Annotated in this window: 17 protein-coding genes; 12 read left to right on the top strand and 5 right to left on the bottom strand. The window is 60.6% G+C overall.

Annotation, left to right across the window (positions count from 1 at the left end):
- The first annotated feature begins 17 nt into the window (after positions 1 to 17).
- Together BM235_RS03960 and BM235_RS03955 are read left to right on the top strand one after the other, a co-directional pair.
- Positions 18 to 1091: a Gfo/Idh/MocA family protein gene (locus BM235_RS03960; RefSeq protein ID WP_090109658.1), complete on the top strand. Its 1074-nt coding sequence runs from the start codon at positions 18 to 20 to the stop codon at positions 1089 to 1091.
- Between the two features lie 21 nt (positions 1092 to 1112).
- Positions 1113 to 3521 (top strand): glycoside hydrolase family 95 protein, encoded by a 2409-nt coding sequence (locus BM235_RS03955; protein WP_090109656.1) that lies wholly within the window; start codon positions 1113 to 1115, stop codon positions 3519 to 3521.
- A gap of 52 nt (positions 3522 to 3573) precedes the next feature.
- Here BM235_RS03955 and BM235_RS03950 read toward each other — a convergent pair whose 3' ends face one another.
- The 3 genes from BM235_RS03950 to BM235_RS03940 form a co-directional block, all read right to left on the bottom strand.
- Positions 3574 to 4974, bottom strand: coding sequence for a SpoVR family protein (locus tag BM235_RS03950; RefSeq protein WP_090109654.1), 1401 nt, complete (start codon positions 4972 to 4974; stop codon positions 3574 to 3576).
- A gap of 109 nt (positions 4975 to 5083) precedes the next feature.
- A complete protein-coding gene (locus BM235_RS03945; RefSeq protein WP_090109652.1) occupies positions 5084 to 5866 on the bottom strand; it encodes a hypothetical protein in 783 nt (260 codons plus the stop codon).
- Positions 5853 to 6398 carry an RNA polymerase sigma factor gene (locus tag BM235_RS03940; RefSeq protein WP_255374047.1) on the bottom strand — a complete coding sequence of 182 codons (546 nt, stop codon included), beginning with the start codon at positions 6396 to 6398 and terminating at the stop codon, positions 5853 to 5855. The genes BM235_RS03945 and BM235_RS03940 overlap by 14 nt, the downstream gene beginning before the upstream one ends.
- 144 nt (positions 6399 to 6542) lie before the next feature.
- Between BM235_RS03940 and BM235_RS03935 the strand changes: the two genes are divergently transcribed.
- The 4 genes from BM235_RS03935 to BM235_RS03920 all read left to right on the top strand — a co-directional run bounded on the left by BM235_RS03935 (position 6543) and on the right by BM235_RS03920 (position 13091).
- Positions 6543 to 7772 (top strand): GIY-YIG nuclease family protein, encoded by a 1230-nt coding sequence (locus tag BM235_RS03935; RefSeq protein WP_090109650.1) that lies wholly within the window; start codon positions 6543 to 6545, stop codon positions 7770 to 7772.
- 126 nt (positions 7773 to 7898) lie between these two features.
- Positions 7899 to 10286 (top strand): RNA polymerase recycling motor HelD, encoded by a 2388-nt coding sequence (helD, locus tag BM235_RS03930; protein WP_158544114.1) that lies wholly within the window; start codon positions 7899 to 7901, stop codon positions 10284 to 10286.
- Between the two features lie 129 nt (positions 10287 to 10415).
- Positions 10416 to 12266: a DNA helicase RecQ gene (gene recQ, locus BM235_RS03925; RefSeq protein WP_090109646.1), complete on the top strand. Its 1851-nt coding sequence runs from the start codon at positions 10416 to 10418 to the stop codon at positions 12264 to 12266.
- Positions 12267 to 12443: 177 nt separating this feature from the next.
- Positions 12444 to 13091 carry a transcriptional regulator gene (locus BM235_RS03920; RefSeq protein ID WP_090109644.1) on the top strand — a complete coding sequence of 216 codons (648 nt, stop codon included), beginning with the start codon at positions 12444 to 12446 and terminating at the stop codon, positions 13089 to 13091.
- A gap of 1203 nt (positions 13092 to 14294) precedes the next feature.
- Here BM235_RS03920 and BM235_RS03915 read toward each other — a convergent pair.
- Complete coding sequence (locus tag BM235_RS03915) at positions 14295 to 14732, bottom strand: hypothetical protein (protein WP_090109642.1); 438 nt, start codon at positions 14730 to 14732, stop codon at positions 14295 to 14297.
- 6 nt (positions 14733 to 14738) lie between these two features.
- Positions 14739 to 15512 carry a hypothetical protein gene (locus tag BM235_RS03910; protein WP_143106626.1) on the bottom strand — a complete coding sequence of 258 codons (774 nt, stop codon included), beginning with the start codon at positions 15510 to 15512 and terminating at the stop codon, positions 14739 to 14741.
- Positions 15513 to 15656: 144 nt separating this feature from the next.
- Between BM235_RS03910 and BM235_RS03905 the strand changes: the two genes are divergently transcribed.
- The 6 genes from BM235_RS03905 (at position 15657) to BM235_RS03885 (ending at position 21268) form a co-directional block, all read left to right on the top strand.
- Positions 15657 to 17108, top strand: a complete 1452-nt coding sequence (locus BM235_RS03905; protein WP_090109637.1) for a spore germination protein — start codon at positions 15657 to 15659, stop codon at positions 17106 to 17108.
- A gap of 19 nt (positions 17109 to 17127) precedes the next feature.
- Positions 17128 to 18234, top strand: coding sequence for a GerAB/ArcD/ProY family transporter (locus tag BM235_RS03900; protein ID WP_090109634.1), 1107 nt, complete (start codon positions 17128 to 17130; stop codon positions 18232 to 18234).
- Positions 18227 to 19420, top strand: a complete 1194-nt coding sequence (locus BM235_RS03895; protein ID WP_090109632.1) for a Ger(x)C family spore germination protein — start codon at positions 18227 to 18229, stop codon at positions 19418 to 19420. The genes BM235_RS03900 and BM235_RS03895 overlap by 8 nt, the downstream gene beginning before the upstream one ends.
- A 22-nt stretch (positions 19421 to 19442) precedes the next feature.
- Entirely contained in the window at positions 19443 to 19565 is a 123-nt protein-coding gene (locus BM235_RS32440) for a hypothetical protein (protein WP_255374046.1), read from the top strand.
- A 74-nt stretch (positions 19566 to 19639) separates the two neighbouring features.
- Positions 19640 to 20458, top strand: coding sequence for a phospholipase D family nuclease (locus BM235_RS03890; RefSeq protein WP_090111002.1), 819 nt, complete (start codon positions 19640 to 19642; stop codon positions 20456 to 20458).
- A 42-nt stretch (positions 20459 to 20500) separates the two neighbouring features.
- Positions 20501 to 21268: a TIM barrel protein gene (locus BM235_RS03885; protein WP_090109629.1), complete on the top strand. Its 768-nt coding sequence runs from the start codon at positions 20501 to 20503 to the stop codon at positions 21266 to 21268.
- Positions 21269 to 21418 lie beyond the last annotated feature (150 nt).

The raw sequence follows: 21418 nt of genomic DNA, 5'->3' as shown, positions 1-21418 counted from the left end.
AGAAGGAGAAGATCGCGATGAAAAAGAAATACCGGATGGGCGTCATCGGCCTGGGCGAAGGCCGCAGCATTATGTCGGCCGCGCTGCAAAGCGAGCGGTGGGAGCTGGCGCAAGTTTGCGATTTGAACGAAGCGCTGTGCCGTCAACGGGCGCAGGAATTCGATTTTCATAACTGGACGACCTCTTACGAGGAGATGCTTGCGAACGCCGAGATCGACGTCATCGCGATCTATACGCCGGACCAGCTTCACTTTACGCATATCAAGCAGGCGGTCGAGGCCGGCAAGCATGCGATCTGCACGAAGCCTGTGCTGCCTTCGCTTGACGACGCCGCAAAGCTGCTTGCCGTCATGAATCAAACGGACCGCAAGCTCTTTATCGGGCAGAGCACCCGTTATTTCGAGCCGATGCTCCATCAGCGCCGTGATTTCGAAGCCGGCAGGCACGGCGAGCTGTCGGTCGTGGAGGCGCATTACATTACGGACGGGCGCTGGTTTCTGGATAAAGGCTGGAGCAGGCAGAAGAGCTTCAGCTGGTTTTACGGCTTCATGATTCATGCGGTCGATCTCGTGCGGTGGTACCTCCCCGACGCGTCGGAGGTGTCCGGCTTCGCATTGACGAGCGCCAATACGAAGGCGTTCGGACTTGAGGCGTGGGATTCGCTGCGCTTCGTCGCCCGCAACGAAGCGGGGCAAATCGCCACGATGGCAGGAGATTATGCGCTGCCGACGCTGGGGCAGCATGCGCAATCGCAGATCGGCTGCGTCCTTCGCGGCACGGAAGGCTCGACGCGCGCCGAGTATTCGAACCTGACCTATTATACGAATTTTGCCGGAGAGGGGCCGAAGGTGCATACCTTCGACGACAAGGAGCCCTACTATTTCCGTTTCGAAAATAAGAGCCACCATGCCGGGGAGTACCAGAACTATATCGAATATTTCGCCGATTGCCTGGATCGGGGGGAGACGCCGCTGCCCGACGCACGGGAAGCCGTTCAGACGCTGGCATTCATGGAAGCGATGACCCGAAGCGTTCAGCGAAGCGGGCAGCCGGTCAAGATGGCCGAGGTCATCGAAGCTTACGGACTGTAATACGAACGGGGGCATGATCGGATGGAGCTGATCTATAACCGGCCCGCCGAAGCGTGGACCGAGGCTTTGCCGGTCGGCAACGGCAGGCTCGGCGGCATGGTCTTCGGCGGCATCGAGCAGGAGCGCGTCTGTCTGAACGAGGATACGCTATGGTCGGGCTATCCGCGCGACTGGAACAATCCGCGGGCGCTGCAGGCGCTCACCGAAGTACGTCGGGCCGTGCTGGAGGAGCGCTACGAGGATGCCGAGCGGCTGAGCAAAGCGGGCATGATGGGACCATATACGCAGGCCTACATGCCGCTGGGCGACTGGCATATTCGCTTCTTTCACGGCCATTTCGCCGACGGCTACCGCCGTTCCCTGAACTTGGAGGACGCCTGCGCGACGGTCGAGTACGACATCGGCGGCGTCCGCTATACCCGGGAGCTGCTGGCCTCGCACCCCGATCAAGTGCTTGCGTACCGCATTGCCGTCAGCCAGCCGGGCAAGCTCTCCTTGAAGGCCTGGCTGGACAGCCCGCTGCGCTCGACGACGGCCTGGCGGGACGGCGGGGGGGAAGAGGCCTTCTTTGCGGTGCGGGGCGATTGTCCGTACGAGGTAAGCCCGAATTACGTGCACGATCCGCAGCCCGTCAAGTACGAGGCGGAAGCGGATAGCCGCACGATCGCGTTCGAGGGCCGGCTGGCCTGCCGGACGGATGTCGATGCAAGGCTAAGGGTCGATCATACGGGCATCCATATCGAGCAAGCGACGGAGGTCGTGTTTTATTTTGCGGCGGCGACAAGCTTTGCCGGCTTTGACCGGATGCCGGACCGCGCGGCTTACCCGCCGGGCGAACTGGCGGAGCGGCAGCTGGCGCTAGCGATGGCGAGGCCGTTCGCGGAGTTGAAGCGCCGGCATGAGGAAGATTACCGGCCGTTGTTTAGCCGCGTCAGCTTCCGCCTAGGCTCCGCCTTGCCGGTAGAGGCAAGAAAGATGGCGACGGACGAACGGCTGCGGCAGTACGGCTCGAAGGACCCGGAGCTCGTCGCGCTGTTCGTGCAATACGGCAGATACCTGCTGCTCGCCTCCTCCCGTCCGGGCACGCAGCCGGCCAATTTGCAGGGCATCTGGAACCGGCATATCCGGCCGATCTGGAGCTGCAATTATACGCTCAACATTAACTTGCAAATGAACTACTGGCTGGCGGAAACGGCGAACCTGAGCGAATGCCACGAGCCGCTGCTGCAATTCGTCCGGGATCTGTCCGTCACCGGCGAGGAGACGGCTCGCGTCCACTACGGCTGCAGAGGCTGGACGGCGCATCACAATTCGGACTTGTGGCGGCAGTCCGCGCCTCCCGGCAATTATGGCGACGGCAATCCGCTGTGGGCGAATTGGCCGATGGGCGGCGTCTGGCTCGCCGCGCATCTGTGGGAGCATTACTTGTTCACGAACGATGAAGCGTTTTTGCTGGAAAAAGCCTATCCGGTGCTCAGAAAGGCGGCGCAGTTCTGCCTCGATTGGGTACAGCCGAATGAACAAGGCGCATTTATGACGAATCCCTCTACTTCTCCGGAGCACCGCTTCCGGCTGCCCGACGGCAGAACGCCGGCGCTTACCGTTTCTTCCACGATGGACGTCAGCCTCATTCGCGAGCTTCTGACCCATTGCATCGAGGCGGCCGGACGGCTTGGGGTCGAGGAGCCCCTTCTGCCGGAGATGCGGGAGGTTCTGGAGAAGCTGCCGGCGACGAAGATCGGCAGCCGCGGGCAAATTCAGGAGTGGTTTTACGATTTTGCCGACGAGGACGAGGAGCATCGCCATGTGTCGCATTTGTACGACCTTTTTCCTGGGGCGGCATGGGGCGAGCGCAGGCAGGCGCATCTGTACGAGGCGGCGAGACGGACGCTGGAGTTGAGGGGAGACGGAGGCACGGGCTGGAGCATCGGCTGGAAAATCGCGTTATGGGCGCGCCTGCGAGACGGCAACCGCGCGCTTGATATCGTGCGCCGTCTGCTGGTGCAGGTCGAGGACGACGGCGTCATGGACTTCCATCGGGGCGGCGCGTACGCGAACCTGTTCGTCGCGCATCCGCCGTTCCAGATCGACGGCAATTTCGGCGCCGCGGCGGGTATCGTCGAGATGCTGCTGCAATCGCACGAAGATCGGATCGATCTGCTGCCGGCCTTGCCCGACGCGTGGCCGGAGGGCGAGATCAGCGGGCTTAAAGCAAGGGGCGGCTTCACCGTCGATGTGCAGTGGGAGCAGGGGAAGCTGGAGATGGCCCGCATCGTCTCTACTTCCGACCGGCCGCTGCGGGTCGCCTACAAAGAGCCGATCCGGCTGCTGAGCGCCCGGTCCGGCGAGCCGTTGACGGCCGACGCGGCGCCGGAGCAGACGATTGCGGCGGAAAAAGGCCGAACCTATACGGTTTCGGCCCGAGCGTAACTGAGGCTTCTTGCTCCACTTCGATGTGGAGCGAGAAGCCTTTTTTCGATTTTCAAATGTTTTTGCGCGTCGTCTTGCCGCCGTCGCAGGTGTACAGCACGGGCTTGCCGTCGACGACCGTCTCGAGGTGAACCGGCTTGCCCCAGAGCCTTGCCATGTAGGGCAGCGTGCGCTCGGTATACTTGGCGTCCAGCTCGACGCCTTCGTACCGGTGGCTGACGTACAGCTCGCCATTGCGGTGGTAATCGCCGTCGGTCACGACCAAATACGGAAATCCCCCGTTCACTCTCGAATACACGAGCTGATCCCGGACGTTTTCCCATTCCTTGTCGGTGATCGTCCAGTCCGCGCCCTTTTTCTCGAACACGTACAGGTCCAGGTCCTCCGTCAGTTCCTTCGTCAAGTAATTGCGGATGAACGAAGGGTCCGAATCGAGCTCGCGCACCTCGAATATCGCCTCGCGGCCGAACCGCTTCTCGATATCCTCGAACATCTTGAGGCCCAGGTAATAGGGGTTCAGGGAGCTGCGCGACGGCTGGACGACGGAGGCGTTCAGCTTGGCGTATTCGATCGTCTCCTCGGAGTCGAGGTTCAGCTCGCGGATAATGCGCTGATGCCAGAAGGTAGCCCAGCCCTCGTTCATGATCTTGGTCTCGATCTGCGGCCAGAAGTACAACATCTCGTCGCGGAGCATGGACAGAATGTCCCGTTGCCACTCCTCCAGGAAAGGCGCGTATTCCTGGATGAACCAGAGGATGTCCTTCTCGGGCTCCGGCGGAAACTTGCGAAGCTCCGGCTTGTGCTCCTGAATCCGCAGCCGCTCCGCGCGCTCTTCGTCGTCGAGCAGCCAGATATCGTCGTAACGCGAAGTCGGGCCGGGCTTCCTCCCGAATTTTTGTTCCCGCTGCTGCATCTCCATGTAACGGCGCTTGTCGAGTCCCTGAGGATGCACGATGCCCGGCTCCACGTGTTCCTGAATAGCGAGCACCGCGTCGAGGAACTTCTCGACTTCCTCGCTGCCGTATTCGACCTCGTATTGGCTGATTCGCTCCGCCGTTGCCGCCATGCTCTCGACCATGTCGCGTTTGGAGGTGGAGAACCTGGCGTTGTTCTTGAAAAAATCGCAGTGCGCGAGCACGTGCGCCACGATCAGCTTGTTCTGGATGAGCGAGTTGCCGTCGAGCAGGAACGCGTAGCAGGGGTTTGAGTTGATGACGAGTTCGTAAATCTTGCTGAGACCGAGGTCGTACTGCAGCTTCATTTTATTGAAGGTCTTTCCGAAGCTCCAGTGGCTGAAGCGCGTGGGCATGCCGTAAGCCCCGAACGTATAGATGATGTCGGACGGACAAATCTCGTAACGCATCGGGTAGAAGTCGAGCCCGAAGCCCTGGGCGATCTCCGTGATTTCTCCGATGGCCAACTCCAGCTGGCGTTGATATTCCATATGGGACATGGGCGCGTTTCCCCCTCGATTGGCATGTCATGATTACTCATGTATATGCGGGGATGCAGCGCGGCTTGACTAGGTTGTGCGGGGGCGGTGCGGCATAAGCATCGAGTATTTAGCGGATGGCTTCCCCGACCGGCCTGCCGTCGCGATCAACCATCTGCAGCGTAAAGTCCAAGGGCTTGCCCTTGACGATCGCGACCCAGAATCGGCCGTCCGCATTTTGCGCGATGGAAGCGTCCGTTCGCTCGTCGTTCGTATCCGTCAAATAGGCCGAGGCGATAGCGTCATCCGTCAATTGTCCTGCAAGCACGGTGTATTCACCGTGGCTGAAGGCGTGAGAAAACAAGCCAAGGTTACTCAGACGGGATTCGCTCGCCACCTCTGTAAATGTAGAGGAACCTTGGCGTTGCCACTCCTGCGAACTTTCTTTCTTCACATAAAAGTCGCCACCGAATCGATAGGATCCGTCCTCGTAGCGGACCGTCCACAACTGGAATTTGGCGTCTTCGTCCGGTTGTATCAAGGTTAAGTCGCGGCGAGCGACAGAACCGGCGGCTTCCGTTTCTGTTCGTTCGTCTTCTATGTCGGCCGGACCGAATTTGATCCCGATCAGAGGCGTGCCTACCGGTAAGGGGGAGGTTATCTCATGATTGCCGGCAATCTCCGCAGAGCGTTGCTTCGCTGCATCAGAGAGGCCCTCATAGAAGATAGTGGTAGCCGCCACGACCGCGGCAGCGAGAACCGCACCAGCTAAGCGCCTATAAGTCGGGCCGCGGCTTTCGGGCAAATTCGCCCCTTCCTTAATGCGTGCGGCAAGCGTATCCGTAAAATTGCGTTCACGCAGCGGCTCGCCTTTTAACTGATCGTACCACTTCGGATCGTTAAGATCGGTCATCTTCGCCGTCCTCCTTTAATAGAAACGCCATTCGACGCCTTGCGGCGAACAATCTCGACTTGACGGTGCCTTCCGGAATCCGCTGCAGGTCGGCGATTTCCGCGACGGACAGCTCGTATTTGGCATGCAGAACCAGCGTTTCCCGAAGCTTCACGGGCAGGTCCAGCACGCACCGCCAAATCTCGCTCGCGGCCTCTCGCTCCAGATAATCCTGCTCGGCGGACCGTCCAGGGCGTTTCGGCGATACGATGTCCATCAGCAGCGCTTTGCGGAAAAAAGCGGCGTTGCGGTAGTTGAAGCTGACGTTGCGCGCGATCCGCAGCAGCCAAGTTTTTACCGATGCTTCTTGCCGGAATCCGGAGAAATGGCGATACGCCTGTATAAATGTATCTTGGGCGATATCGTCGGCCATCGCGCGATGCTTGACGAGGAAGTAGGCGTAGTTCCATACGTCCTGTCCGTACCGGTCCATTAACTCCCCCAACATGGCCGGGTCCGGGTTGACCCGGTGAGCCAGGCCTTCTTTGTCCACGACTGATCACCTCGGCATATAGACAAGCGAATGGGACATTCGGTTCACTCTTTTAAGGAAATAATCGGGAATTTTACGTAATTGCGTTAAACCGTCCGACTTGCTAGACTAATAGATAGAATGTATGTTCGGGAGGAAACGAAATTGCCCGCATTCTTATTCGAACCCGCCAGATACCCGGAGCAGCCGGGCGTATACATCATGAAGAATAACGAAGGCCGGGTTCTGTACGTCGGCAAGTCCAAGTGCATCCGGGACAGGCTGCGCGCCTACTTCAACGGCGCCGACAAGCGCAGGCGGATTCCCGCCCTGACGGCGGAGATCGCCGAGATCGGCTTCATCGTCGTGAACAACGAGCACGAGAGCCTGGTCCTGGAGAACAATCTCATTAAGATCCACAAGCCTCCATACAATCGCGCGCTGAAAAAGGACAACAGCGGATACGCCTACTTGCAGCTGACCCGGGAGCCTTTGCCGAGACTGATCGCGCATTATCGCGATCGGCGCGCGGTGCGCGAGGAGACCGGCGAGGCGGCATTCGCGCGGAGGCTTGGCGTCGCATCGGAGACCGGCGGGCTTGGCCTCGCACACGCAGAGACGGCGGCAGGCGCGGAGGCGCGGGACGGCACGGTGCAGCCGATTAAGCGTCAGGAGCCGCCTTCCGCTGCTGAAGAACCGCCCGCCGAACGGTTCGGCCCGTTCGTCAGCAGCCGGTTCCGCGAGGCGGTTATCGCCTTCGTGACGGAGCATTACAAGCTCCGCACCTGCGTCACGCTGCCCAAGCGGGCGTGTCTCGAGTATCACCTCGGCAAGTGCAGCGGCGTCTGCGCCGGCCATATCTCGCACGAGGAATACCGGGAGACGGCGCGTGCGGCAGCCAGGCTGCTGGCCGGCGGCGGCGAGCGGCTCGTCGGCGCGATGTACGGCCAGATGGAAGCGTACGCGGAGCGGCTCGCCTTCGAGAAGGCGGAGCATATGCTGCGTCATATCCGGATCCTCGAACGCACGCCGGAGCGGCAGATCGTCGATACGGAGACCGACGGCACGCAGGAGGCCGTCTATTTCGGCGAAACCGACGTCTGCGTCGCACAGCTGCACGAAGGGATGCTGCACCGTCTCGAATGCATCCCCTGGTCGCGCGGGGAGGAGGGGGCGGCCGCATGCGACCGCTTCCTGATGGAGCGGTACAAGACGCTGTCGCGTCCCGACGAGATCATCGCGAGCGAGATCGGCGACGCCCGCTTGCTGCGCGCGGCGCTGCGGAGGCGCGGTCAGCCGGCCGTGCGGATCACCGTGCCGCAGCGCGGCATGAAGCGGGACCTGCTCGGGCTTTGCCGGCGCAATCTCGAGGAGACGAAGCGTTCGAAGGCATGAATCGCACGACGGTCCGCCGTTCGTGCGATTTGCATTTTTTTCGCGAATAGGCTTACTTGCACGGGACTAAAGGTCATGTTACAACAGGTGGATAACGAAACGAATGCGATGCGGAGGAGAAGACAGGTGTCTGAACAGGAACGGACGGATGCACGGACCGGCGAGACCGAGCGCCTCGCCGAGGTGATCAGGATCATTGACCGCAAGCTGCTGAAGGAGATGTCCGTACAGGGCGAGCGGCGGGGCGACGTCGTCGGCATTCGCCAGGAATTCTGGGACGATCTGGCGATCAACTTCTCCGACGAGACGGAGCTCGGAGAGACGTGGAGCAGCATCGTGCAGCAGGCCGAGCTGCTGGCGGAGCGCGAGCGGAGCCACAGGGTCGCCTCCGAGGCAGCCGAGCGGCTGGCGCGTCAGCACGACAATCCTTATTTCGCGCGGATCGACTTTGCGGAAAAGACGGAGCAAACGGCGGGCGGTACCGGCGGAAGCGCTGCGGGGGGGACTGCGGAGCCTGAGGTTATCTACATCGGCAGAGCGTCTCTCGTCGGCGAAGACGGAGAGACGTTCTATATTTATGACTGGCGCGCGCCGGTCTCGAGCCTTTTTTACGATCACGAGCCGGGTCCGGCGTCCTATGATACGCCGGGAGGCGAGATCGCGGGCGAGCTGACGCTCAAACGCCAGTTCGTCATACGCGGCGGCCGGCTGCGGCATATGTTCGACACGGACGAGACGATCGGGGACGACATTTTGCAGGCGGTGCTGTCCGAAAAGTCAGACACGGCGATGAAGAGCATCGTCGCCACGATCCAGAAGGAGCAGAACCGGATCATCCGCGACGAGCGCCATCGCCTGATCGTCGTCCAAGGCGCGGCGGGCAGCGGCAAGACTTCAGCCGCTTTGCAGCGCGTCGCCTATCTGCTTTATCGGTACCGGGATAGCCTGACGGCCGAGCAGATCGTGCTTTTTTCGCCGAATCCGGTGTTCAAGGGCTACATCTCCCGCGTCCTGCCTGATCTGGGCGAAGCCAACATGCGCCAGATGACGTTCCGCGAGCTGATCGAGGCGCGGCTCGGCAGGCGGTTCGACGCGGAAGACCTATTCGCGCAGACCGAAGATCTGGCGGCGACCGAAGGCACGCCAGAGGGCGATGCCCGGGCGCGCGCGGTACGGTACAAGGGCTCGGAGCATTTTTTCGAGACGATCGCGGCGTATTTGGATCGCCTCAAGCGGGAAGGCGTCGTCTTCCGGCAGCTCCGCTTCAAGGGCGATACGATCGTGTCCGCCGAAGAGATGAGCAGTCAGTTCTACGTCGAATACGGGGAGGACAGCTTCGGCGACCGGCTGGCCAAGCTGCGCCGGTGGCTGAACGGACGGCTGACCGCTTGGGTGGACGCGCAGCTCAAGGAACCTTGGGTCGAACAAGCCGCCGAGCTGATGGAGGAAGAGGATATTCAACGGGCTTACGTGAGCGTGAGGCGGCAGGGCGGCTTTCACGAGGGCGCGTTCGACGACGAAGACAAGATGACGGAGCTGTTGCTAAGGCAAGCAGCGGAAAACGCGATCGGGCCGCTGCGCCGGGCGGTCAAGGGCTTCCGGTTCATGGACGCTCCGGCCACGTACAGGCAGTTGTTCGTTAGCCGCTCGTTGTTCGCCGCCTGCGCGCCGGACGGGCGCCTGCCCGAGGGTTGGGATTGGATGGCGCAGCGCGTCGAGGACAAGCTCGGCCGCAAGGAGCTGGACCACGAGGACGCGACGCCGCTGCTCTATCTGATGGAGGCGCTCGAAGGCTTCCGCAAGGTCGAAGGCGAAGTGAAGCACCTGTTCGTCGACGAGGCGCAGGATTATTCTCCGTTTCAGGCAGCGTATCTCCGCAGGCGTTTCCCTCGCGCGCGGATGACGGTGCTGGGCGATTTTAACCAGGCGATCTATGCGCAGGCGGAGGACAGCGGCGGCTTCGGAGGCTGGACGCGTCTGGCAGATCCTTCGGACACGGCCGTATGGCGGCTTACGACGAGCTACCGGTCCACGAAGCCGATCGTCGAGCTGTCGAAGCGGATTCTGAAGCCGGAGGACGCTGAAGGGATCCGACCGTTCAACCGCGAAGGGGAGGAGCCCCGGCTGATCCGTTGCCGGGATCGCGCGCATCTGGCGGAGCTGGCGGCGGCGGACGTGACGGCGCTGCTCGCGGCGGGGCACGCCACGATCGGCGTTATTGCCAAGACGGCGCAGGAAGCCGGCGACGCCGGCTCGCTGCTGAAGGAGCAGCTCGGCGAAGACGTGCCGGTGACGCTCGTCAGCGGCGGCTCGGCCAACCTGCCGAAGGGCGTTTCGGTGCTGCCCTCCTATTTGTCCAAGGGCATCGAGTTCGACGCGGTCCTCGTCTGGGACGCTTCGGCGGAGCGGTACGGACAGGAGCGGCACCGCAAGCTTCTATATACGGTGAGCACGCGGGCGCTCCATGTGCTTCATATTTACTACACGGGCGAGCTGTCGCCTTATCTGGTTTAGACGGTAGGCCGGTAAGCGAGCGTCGATGCCGATCATCGCGTACTTTTTATGGCGGTGCGTCGGACGAGGCGTTTTTGCGGAGACTGCATCACGGCAGTCTTCCGTGCGGAAATTCGAGGAGGAACCAACATGCCTGACACGATAGACAAGGACGTCGACCGGTCGATGGGGGAGGCGCGCAGCGTGCTGAAGCGCTTCTTCGGCTACGATGCGTTTCGGCGCGGACAGGAGGAGCTGATCGAAGCGATCTTGAGCGGCCGGGACGCGCTCGGCGTCATGCCGACCGGCGCGGGCAAGTCGATCTGCTATCAAGTGCCCGCGCTCCTGCTGCCCGGCGTGACGATCGTCGTATCGCCGCTGATCTCGCTCATGAAGGACCAGGTGGATGCCTTGAACGCGGCGGGCATCGAGGCGACGCTCATCAACAGCACGCTTTCGGCGAAGGAGACGAACGATCGGCTGCGGGATATTTACTACGGCCACTACAAGCTCGTGTACGTCGCGCCCGAACGGCTTGAGTCGGAGCGCTTCCGCGGCATGCTGCGCCACATCAAGGTGCCGCTCGTCGCCGTCGACGAGGCGCACTGCGTCTCGCAGTGGGGGCACGACTTCCGTCCGAGCTACATGGGGATCTCCCGCATGCTGCAGGATATCGAGCCGCGCCCGGTGATGGCCGCCTTCACGGCGACGGCGACCGACGTCGTCAAGGACGACATCGTCGAGCGGCTCAAGCTGGCTTCGCCGGCCCGCGTCACGACGGGCTACGCGCGGGAGAACCTGTCGCTGTCGGTCGTTAAAAACGCGGACAAGCGGGACTATCTCGTCCGCTACATCCGGGAGCGTGCCGGGCAGTCCGGCATTATCTACGCGGCGACGCGGCGGGAGGTCGAGGGACTTGCCGGATTCTTGACCTCGCTCGGGCTTCCGGCCGGTATGTATCATGCAGGCCTGCCCGAGGAGGAGCGCGCGAGGACCCAGGAGGCGTTCATCCGCGACGATATGCAGCTGATCGTGGCGACCAACGCCTTCGGCATGGGTATCGACAAGTCCAACGTGCGCTACGTCGTGCACTTCAATATGCCGAAAAACCTGGAAGCCTATTACCAGGAAGCCGGGCGCGCTGGACGCGACGGCGAACCCGGGGAGTGCGTCATGCTCTTTTCCGCGCAGGACGTCGTGACGCAGAAGTTTTTTATCGAGCGCAGCGAAGCGGACGACGAGCGCAAGCGGAACGACTACCGGCTGCTGAACGATATGGTGGAATACGCGCACACGTCGGATTGCCTGCAGCGGTCCATCGTGCGGTACTTCGGCCAGGACGGCGGCGAGCCGTGCGGCAGATGCAGCAGCTGTACCGACGAGCGCGAGCTGCGCGACGTCACCGACCAGGCGAAGCTGGTGTTCGCCTGCGTCTCGGCGATGAAGCAGCGCTTCGGCATCACGCTGACGGCCAAGGTGCTGCGCGGCGCGAGCGATGCCAAAGTTCGGCAGTTCGGATTCGACAGCTTGCCCTGGTACGGCAGGCTCGGGAGTTTGTCGGAAAAGGAAATCGTGCAGCTGATCCACGGGCTCGTCGCCGACGGCTACTTGAAGCTGACGGACAGCCAGTACCCGGTGGTTCAGCTGGCGGCCAAGGTCCGCGGCGTCATGAGCGAGGGCGAGCAGGTGTTCCAGCGGATCGAGCCGCAGCAGAGCGGCGGGCGCACGAGCAGCCGTTCGCGCTCGGGCGTCGGCGCGTCGGCATTGCCGCCGGCGGATGCCGAGCTGTTCGAGCGGCTGCGCGAGGTCCGCAAGGCGCTCGCGACGCGCGAAGGCGTGCCGCCGTTCATCATCTTCGGCGACGCCACGCTGCGGGAGATGTGCGCGCTTCGGCCCTCTTCGGAGCACGAGATGCGCCGCGTCAAAGGCGTCGGGGACGCCAAGCTCGAGAAGTACGGCGAAGCGTTCGCGGAGGCGATTCGGGCATACGCGGAAGGCTGAGCGGATAGTCAGGTCAATCTCTACCACCCATAGACAAATTTGTCCTAACACCGCTATAATTACAACAAAATCTAACGACGTGAAGCACACGCCGCTTTCAGGCGCATTCCGGTTTACGACCCGGATGCCGCAGGAAGGCGGCTTTTGTTTTCCCGCCGTAAAAGGAGGCGTGAGCCGGTGTCCCTATTCGAAGAAATGTACGAAGCCTGGCTGAAGTCGCATATCGAGATGGAAACTAATACGCGTCGGAAGGAGCGACTCGAAAAGGGGTTAGGTCACGGTACGATCGAATTTTTGCGAACCATCTGGTTTCCCCGCGTCGGCCATTTCGATCATTTGTATCCGGAGTGGGAGGTTCGCGACTTCGGCGGCGGATACAGGTATGTAGATCTCGCTTATATGCCGGGGGGAGCGAAAGGCGCGATCGAGATACAAGGTTACGGACCGCATGCGAGAGACCTAGACGTAAGACGATTCAAAGACTTATGCAGAAGACATTGTCTTATGGCGTTGGACGGATGGACGTTTTTACCGATCGCTTATCCCTCGATCGTAGAGGATCCCGGCCAATGCCAGCAGCTCGTGCTTGCGTTTATAGGGCATTTTATTTCATCGGATGCTTCCTCCTCGCTCGATTGGCTGGAAGCCGAGACCTTGCGGCTGGCGCGACGCCTGCTGCGGCCGATCAAGCCCTTGGAGCTGGCAGGCCATCTTAGGGTGAGCGACCGACATGCCCGGCGTATTCTTCGCAGGCTCGCAGGGCTGCACCTGCTAGAGCCCGCGAGCGGCAGCGAGCGCGTGCGCGCCTACAGGCTTAGATGCTGAGCACAGAGGGGATTGTGATGCGTTCGCCTGCATGTTCAATATTGCATGAGGTTGCGGTTTGAGGCGCGAACGGACGGATGACCAACATGGGGTTGGGTACTTCGTGACCGGGCAAGCGTCGCTCTCTGCCGCGGCTATGCTAGACAATGGTTTGGGAGCAGGCACTGAAGCTACCGGGTATCCGATGCTGCTCCTTGCCGCGGACCCAGGATCCGCTATTTCACAGTAATCGGCGTATTTAGTGGGGGTACCGGACTCAGGATGCGTTATTCGCGCCAAAGTGGTGGATGAAGTGTGTTGAAAAGCAAAATAGCGGATCTGTGGTCCGCGACAGCGCGAAAAAGCCGCGAAATGCGAATATAGCGGATCTCCTGTCCGCTGCCGCGGTTGAGGAGGCGCCGCGACTAGCTGCTCCGCGGCAGGTGGGAGGCGCTAGGAATAGCGGATCTGTGGTCCGCGACGGTTGAGGAGCAGGCGCAGAGGCACTAGCAGGCATCCAGTGCTGCTCCTTGCCGCGGACCCAGGATCCGCTATTTCACAGTAATCGGCGTTTTTAGTGGGGGTACCGGACTTAGGATGCGTTATTCGCTCCTAAGTGGTGGATGAAGTGTGTTGAAAAGCAAAATAGCGGATTTGTGGTCCGCGACAGCGCGAAAAAGCCGCGAAATGCGAATATAGCGGATCTCCTGTCCGCTGCCGCGGTTGAGGAGGCGCCGCGACTAGCTGCTCCGCGGCAGGTGGGAGGCGCTAGGAATAGCGGATCTGTGATCCGCGACGGTTGAGGAGCTGGCGCTGAGGCACTAGCGGGTATCCGGCGCCGCTCCTTGCCGCGGACCCAGGATCCGCTATTTCACAGTAATCGGCGTATTTAGTGGGGGTACCGGACTCAGGATGCGTTATTCGCTCCAAAGTGGTGGATGAAGTGTGTTGAAAAGCAAAATAGCGGATCTGTGGTCCGCGACAGCGCGAAAAAGCCGCGAAATGCGAAAATAGCGGATCTCCTGTCCGCTGCAACGGTTGAGGAGGCGCCGCGATTAGCTGTTCCGCGGCCCGAGGGAGGCGCAGGGAATAGCGGATCTGTGATCCGCGACGGTTGAGGAGCAGGCGCGACTAGCTGCTCCGCGGCCCGCGGGAGGCGCGATATCGTCGCGGATCGCGGGACCGATACCGGTGCCGGCGATCCAAAGCCGTGCCTCCGCACGCTCATCCACCGCTCTCGCCGACCGACAGGGCTCCGCGGCGGTAAAGGAGGAGGCGGATGTCATCGGATAGACCGTCGGGACATTGGACGATGACCGTCACTTCGGGCGCGTTCGCTTGGGTGCCGGACCTGGCGGGGCCGCGCAGCCATATCCGGTGCAGGCAGAAGCCCGTGCCGAAGCCGACGGTCGCGCCGATCAATCCCCACACGATCGGCCCCCAAGCGAGGCCAAAGCCGGCGGCTACGCCGACGACGGCAAATGCGGTCGCCCACGCCGCGCCCATCTCGACGGCGTCGCTATGCCTGGCTTCGGCATCCGAATCTACGCGCAGATTCATGCCCACCGCCAAAATATGCTTGCGCTCGATCCCGCTCCGTTCGATGTCGTCAAGCGCTTGCTCCAGCTCTAGCGAATGGGCGAAGCATCCGATCAACAGCATCCTCTCTCACCCCGACTCCCTAAATATGACGATCTCGGACCGACCGTACGTTTTTTTCAAATAAGTCCGTTGCTCTTCGCAAAACAGCTTGTTCTGCTCGACGGTTCCCCTGTAGGCATGGTACGCGGCGCCTCCGAGCACGGAGGGCATGAACATGATCCAGTGCTGCGAGAGCATCTCTGTCGAACGGGCGGCGGTGCCGTACGCCAGCTCGAGGCCGGCCGCCAGCGCGTGAGACATCCCGATATGGACCCACCAGCAGAACATGATGTAAAAGCCCAAGCAAAACCGATGATTGTACAACTGTCCGAGTCCGGGGAACAGCAGCGAATAAAAAAAGCCGGTCAGCGGCTTCTTCCGCTCGACATACTGTACCTCCATCGGATGGATCAACATGCGTCGAATAGGCTGCTCGCGCGCCGACAGCGAACGCAGGCGGCCTTGGTATCGCGCGCCGCGATAGCTGTCCCAAACGGCAAACAAATAAATCGTCGCGTAGCCGAACGCCAAGTTGGCGTCGAGCACGGCAGCCGCGTCGTCGAATCGTCCGCAGAACGTATACACGATCGCATCGTTCAGCCCGCTCAGCTTGTTGATCAGCATCTCGCTCAACGTGAACAGGACGCCGCGCGCGTATTGGTTGAGGATGAAGTGCCCGAAGCCCGGAAAAGCCGCCGACCACCATGCGACCATGGCGGGCCGGGGAACGGATGAATACGTGATGCCGAGCATGCTCATGCGAAGAATGGGGTAACGGGTGCGAGCGCTGTCTTTTTTCATGGCGTTAGTTTGCAAATTATTACAGTAATTATGCGTCCTTCCAATGCGGAGTAGAATCGATCCGGCATGGATATACTTGGCACGTTGGCGGTCGAATGGGCGCGGCATCCAATTCGTATACCTGACATCGGGCGGTGAACATCCATGAGCGATACGCAATCGGCAGTCCCACCCGCGATGCTGACAATGGACTTAAGGGAGAATATCGCCTTAATCCGTGCCAAGCTCGGCAACGCGTCGGATTTGCTCGTCAGCGAGCATCGTTCCAAGAGCGGCATCCTGTACGCCGTCTTTTGCATCGACGGCTTGTCCAGTCGTCCCCTCATTCAGGAACATCTGCTCGAAGCGCTAATCGGCTCGGATGCCGACAACGCGCAGCTGCCCGTCCAGGAGGTCAGGACTTCGGACTTGCTGGATGAGGTTTTGATCGCCATCTTGTCCGGCGATACCGCCGTACTGTCCGAGGACTTCGCATGCGCGCGGATCGTCGGCACGAAATTCTGGAATTCGAGATCGGTCGAGGAACCGCAGACCGAGGCGCTCATTCGCGGACCGCGAGACGGCTTTACGGAAGATTTCCGCACCAATACGGCGCTCGTCCGGAGGCGGCTTCGCGATCCGAATTTGCGCTTCGAGACGTTTCAGCTGGGCAGGCGTTCGCGCACTGACGTTGCCGTCGTTTATGTCGAGGGGATCGTCAACGACAAGCTGCTGCAGGAGGTCCGCAGAAGAATCCATACGATCGACGTAGACGAGGTCGCGGGATCGGGCTTCATCGAGCAATGGCTGACGGACAATCAATTGTCACCGTTTCCCCAGATTATGAGCACTGAGCGTCCCGACAAGTTGTCGGCGGCGCTGCTGCAGGGCAAGGTCGGCATTGTCGTAGACAATACGCCGTTCCAGCTCATTTTGCCGATGACGCTATTTTCTTTTTTTCATTCGCCGGAGGATTATTACCAGAATTGGATCATCTCGACGGCGATTCGCGTCATGCGCTTCGGAGCCGCTTTTCTGGCTACGTTCATGCCGGCGTTCTACATCGCCCTCACCGAATTTCATCACGGCATGCTGCCGTCCGAGCTCGCCTTCTCGATCGCGGGCTCCAGAGAGGGCGTGCCGTTCCCGTCGGTCGTGGAGGCGTTCGCGATGGAAGCGACGCTCGAGCTGCTGCGGGAAGCGGGCATCCGGCTGCCCAGGCCGATCGGCCAGACGATCGGAATCGTGGGCGGGCTCGTCATCGGAGAGGCGGCGGTCAGAGCCGGCATCGTCAGCCCGATCATGGTCATCGTCGTCGCCATTACGGCCATCTCTTCGTTTTCTTTGCCTTCCTACACCTTTGCGATCTCGCTGCGTTTGCTGCGTTTTTTGATCATGGTGTCGGCGGCGCTGTTCGGCTTGTACGGCATCGTGCTGGCTTATATAATGCTGAACGTTCATATTGCCAATCTAATGAGCTTCGGGATCCCGTATTCGACGCCTTTCGCGCCGACGTTTCTGGCGGATTGGAAGGATCTCATCTTGCGCGCGCCGCTTAGGCTCTTGTCGGGCCGGCCGAAGATGATGCGCACGAAAGACAAGAATCGTATGAAATAAGCGTAAAAGGCGGCTTTCCATGAAAATATTCGATTACGGGGACAATCAGATCGGATCTCGCGAAGTATCGACGACGGTCTCGTCGATTATGATCGGGATCGGCATTCTAACGCTGCCGAGCCTGCTCGCGAAGCATATTCAGGCTTCCGACGGCTGGGTATCGATCTTGGCGGCGGGTCTCATCGCGGGCGCATGCGGACTCGTCGTCTGCAGGTTGTTGAGGCGATTCCAAGGCGGTACGTTCCATAGCTTCACGGCGCGTATTACGACGAGACCGATCGCTATGCTCATCTCGGCAATTTACGGCGTGTATTTTCTGTTATACGTGGCCTTCGAGGTCCGTTCGATCGCGAGGATTTCCAGGATGTATTTGCTCGAAAATACGCCTACCGCCTTTATCGCGATCGCCTTCTTGCTCGTCGTCGTTTACGGGGTGTCCGGTACGACGGCGGCGGTGATTCGCCTGAATACGATGTTTTTGCCGATCGTGCTGCTCATTTCCGTCGTCGTCCTGCTCTTCGGCATTCAGCTGACGAATGTCGACAATTTGAAGCCCTTTATGACGACCCGTCCGTTCGAGCTCGTTTCGGGGACGAAGGATGCGACCTTCGCCCTTTTGGGCTTCGAAGTGCTGCTGTTCTATGCGCCATTGTTGAAGCCGGCCGTTCGCACCGAAAAGGCGATGCTGATCGGCATCGCGATTCCGGTTGTCCTGTGCCTGCTGACGTACTTATATTCCATCGCGATTTTTACGCAGGCAGCGACCGCGCAGATCTTGTTTCCGACCGTCGAGATCGCGAAGGAGGTCCGCTTGCCGGGCCAATTTTTCGAACGTCTGGAATCGATCTTCTTCACCGTCTGGATCATGACGATCTTCAATACGTCCTGCATGGCGATGGAAGCCAGCGTCTCCTGCCTGCAAGCGATCGCATCCAAGCTCGATAAGCGATGGTGCCTATTGATCTTGTGTCCGGTAGCGTACTTCCTCAACATGCTCCCCGAGACCATGATGCAATACAAAATGCTCGGCTCCGTCATCAGCACGATCGGATACGGGACCGCCGCAGCGATCCCTATCATCTTGTTGGCGGTGGCGCGGCTTAGGGGAGGCGGCAGCGTTGGTTAGCCCGCGGAGGCTGCGCGCGCCGCTGCTGGCCGTCGTATTCGCGCTGCTCGCGAACGGCTGCTGGGACCGCGTCGAGATCAACAACCGCGGCTTCGTGGCGGGCGTGTCCATCGATACGCTGCCTGCGGAGGACGGTACGGAGGAACGGGCGAAGTCTGCCGCGCCTTACCGAATCTGCTACCAGATCGTCGTGCCCGGCGGACAGAGCGGCGACGGAGAAAGCTCAAAAGGAAGCACCGGCTATTCGAATCTATGCGGCAAGGCTGCGAGCTTGTCCGCGTTCCACCAATATGCGACAGACAAGCTCAGCAGGCCGCCTTTTTACGATCATCTCAAGGTCATTCTGGTCTCCGATCAGGTCGCCCGCAAGGGCACCGGCTTCGCGGACATGCTCGATTTTTTCATGAGAGGCGCAGGCGTCCGGCGATCCATCAAGATATTGGTCGCCAAGGGCAACGCGAGCGAGGCGCTCAATTCCGAATCGCCTAACGAGGGACTGCCGGCCAGCGATATCGAGAAAATCTCCGGCAACCGCAGCAGCTTGGAAAAGCTCCCCGCTACGCAAATCGGCTTCATCCACGAGCGGTTCATGAACGAAACGAGTTATGCGGTTCAGTCGCTGGAGACCAGCGACAAATCCGTGCTCGTATCCGGAAGCGCGATTTTCGACGGCAAGACGAACCGCCAGTGGGGGGCGCTGAATCCGAGACAAACGACCGGATTGAATTTCCTGCGCGGATACCATATGAGGGGCATGATCACGTTGGAATCGGCGGGATCGAGCATCTCCCTGAACATCTACGAGATCAAATCGCGCATACGCGCCGATGTACGGGATCCGGAACACATCCGCTTTGAAGCCACCATCAATGTCGTCGTCGGCATTCGCGAGTCTTCTGGCACCATCGATCTGGTGCAGAAGACCGTGATGGACCGGATCCAGCACGATGCCGCTTCCGAGATCGAATCGATGATCGAGGACGCGGTCGACGCCCTGCAGCACGACATCGGCAAGGACGCGCTAGGTCTCGGCGAAGAATTGAAGCAGAATCATCCCCGCACGTGGGAAAAAGTGAAAAGCGATTGGGATCAGGGCAAAATGCTGCTGTCCGCTTGCGAAGTCAGGGCGCATGCGACGGTCGGCATTCGCTTGACCGGCACCGTCGACCAGACGGAGCGGGGATAATCTTGTCAAGGAGAGGATACGCATGCTGTGGACCGGAGAGACGCTGATCGGACTTTTCCTTAGCGCGGCCGTTCCGTACGGGGCGGGCAAACTGAACCGTTTTCTGAAAGAGAAGTCGGATCCGCCATGGAAAAAGAAGCCTTAGCGCGTCTTGCCCGCAATGCCCGTCTGGCATACAATTGGATTAGCCAAAAGCGGGAAGCGGGGGAAAACGACAGCATGAACAGGGGAGTTAGCGTCCTCCTCGCGGCTTTGCTGCTGCTGCCTGCCGGCGGATGCGCGATCTCTTCTTCGCCCGCATCGTCGTCGAAGGTCGGCGAGGGCAATGTCCAATGGGCATTCACGCAGGGAGACCAGCACCCGGAAAAGCTATTGATCGACGTCATTCAAGGGGCCAAGGAGACGCTTGACGTCGCGATCTACAGCCTGACCTACCCGGACATCGTCGCGGCTATCCGCGACGCCCATCGTCGCGGCGTCGCCGTTCGCCTGCTCACGGACCGGATCCAGGCATCGGGCAAGACGCAGAAGGAAGCGCTTAAGCTGCTCGGCAGCGCGGGCATTCCGATCAAGATAAACAGCCACAGCGGACTGATGCATCTGAAAATGACGGTGGCCGACCGGCAGGTGGCGACGACGGGCTCGTTCAACTACTCCAAAGCGGCGAGCACGACAAACGACGAGATGCTGGTCGTCCTGCACGACGAGACGGCGGCCGCGTCGTTCGAGGAAGCGTTCGAGCGCGCCTGGAACGATCGCGACGGATACGAGACGTTGTCCGCGGCCATCGCCGAGGACGAATCGCCGGCCCAAGGAGAGCAAGAGACGTCCGCCCAGCAGCCGGATGCGGAGAAGGACGGCGCGGAAGCGCAGGTCGAGGCTTGCAAATCGCCTCAGATCAAAGGCAATATCAACGCCAAGGGAGACAAGCTCTACCATGTGCCCGGCGGCAAAAGCTACGATCGTACGAAGCCCGAGCAATGGTTCTGCACGGAGGCGGAAGCCGAAGCGGCCGGATTCCGCAAGGCGGCGGGTTAAGATGGTTAGACTACGACAGCATTCAAGACAGGGAGGCTCGCTATGAAGTTTTCGTTATGTATCGGCGCATATCCGGGAGAAGACGAGGTCTATCATCTCGAGAAAGTGAAAGCGCTCGGATTTCACGGCTTGGAGTACTACGCTTGGTGGCAGCTCGACGATCTGAAGCGCACGGCGCGAGCCCAGGAAAGGATCGGCGTCGGCATCGTCGCGACATGCACGCCGTTCATCAGTCTCGTCGACGAGTCGATGCGCAGCGATTATCTGGACGGGATCAGCCGGACGATCGAGGCCTGCAAGACGCTTGGCACCCGGTCGATCATCTCCCAAACCGGCAACGAACTGGACGGCGTGCCGCGAGAGATTCAGCAGCGCGCGATGGTCGAGACGCTGAAGCGGGCGGCGCCGCTGCTCGAGGCGGCGGACATCGTGCTGGAGCTCGAGCCGCTCAACGGGCTGGTCGATCACAAAGGCCACTACTTGCAGCGCTCCGACGAGGGCGCGGAGATCGTGGACAAGGTCGGCAGCAGCCACGTCAAGCTGGTGTTCGACGTCTATCATCAGCAAATCACCGAAGGCAACGTCATTCGCAATGCGACGGCGTACCGCCACCGGATCAACCACTATCATATCGCGGACAACCCCGGCCGCCATCAGCCCGGCACCGGCGAACTGAACTACGTCAATATTTTAAGAGCGATCAAGGAGACGGGCTTCGAGGGCTACGTCGGACTCGAATGCGGATTCACGGTCGATCCGGACGAAGCGGTCGAGCAATTCCACGAGGAAGTCATCGCCCGAATCGGGTAATATAAGTTTACATCGGCGCATACCGCCCCCGAATTTGGCTATTCTAGCCAACGGGGGCGTTTTTCGTATTATCAGGTCAGCCAGAATTTCTGGTTGGCCTTTTTACATGGCCGGTTTAAGATGGCGGTAGCCGGGAGAACGAGGGCGTTT

Source organism: Cohnella sp. OV330 (assembly GCF_900112065.1).
GTDB lineage: Bacteria > Bacillota > Bacilli > Paenibacillales > Paenibacillaceae > Cohnella.
The sequence above is the reverse complement of the archived record's forward strand: the minus strand, read 5'-3'. Positions and strand labels throughout refer to the sequence as shown.

Coding starts and splice junctions, on each gene's coding strand:
- BM235_RS03960 (WP_090109658.1), top strand. CDS start 18: ATGAAAAAGAAATACCGGATGGGCGTCATCGGCCTGGGCGAAGGCCGC.
- BM235_RS03955 (WP_090109656.1), top strand. CDS start 1,113: ATGGAGCTGATCTATAACCGGCCCGCCGAAGCGTGGACCGAGGCTTTG.
- BM235_RS03950 (WP_090109654.1), bottom strand. CDS start 4,974: ATGTCCCATATGGAATATCAACGCCAGCTGGAGTTGGCCATCGGAGAA.
- BM235_RS03945 (WP_090109652.1), bottom strand. CDS start 5,866: ATGACCGATCTTAACGATCCGAAGTGGTACGATCAGTTAAAAGGCGAG.
- recQ (WP_090109646.1), top strand. CDS start 10,416: ATGCCTGACACGATAGACAAGGACGTCGACCGGTCGATGGGGGAGGCG.
- BM235_RS03915 (WP_090109642.1), bottom strand. CDS start 14,732: ATGCTGTTGATCGGATGCTTCGCCCATTCGCTAGAGCTGGAGCAAGCG.
- BM235_RS03910 (WP_143106626.1), bottom strand. CDS start 15,512: ATGAAAAAAGACAGCGCTCGCACCCGTTACCCCATTCTTCGCATGAGC.
- BM235_RS03905 (WP_090109637.1), top strand. CDS start 15,657: ATGAGCGATACGCAATCGGCAGTCCCACCCGCGATGCTGACAATGGAC.
- BM235_RS03900 (WP_090109634.1), top strand. CDS start 17,128: ATGAAAATATTCGATTACGGGGACAATCAGATCGGATCTCGCGAAGTA.
- BM235_RS32440 (WP_255374046.1), top strand. CDS start 19,443: ATGCTGTGGACCGGAGAGACGCTGATCGGACTTTTCCTTAGCGCGGCC.
- BM235_RS03890 (WP_090111002.1), top strand. CDS start 19,640: ATGAACAGGGGAGTTAGCGTCCTCCTCGCGGCTTTGCTGCTGCTGCCT.
- BM235_RS03885 (WP_090109629.1), top strand. CDS start 20,501: ATGAAGTTTTCGTTATGTATCGGCGCATATCCGGGAGAAGACGAGGTC.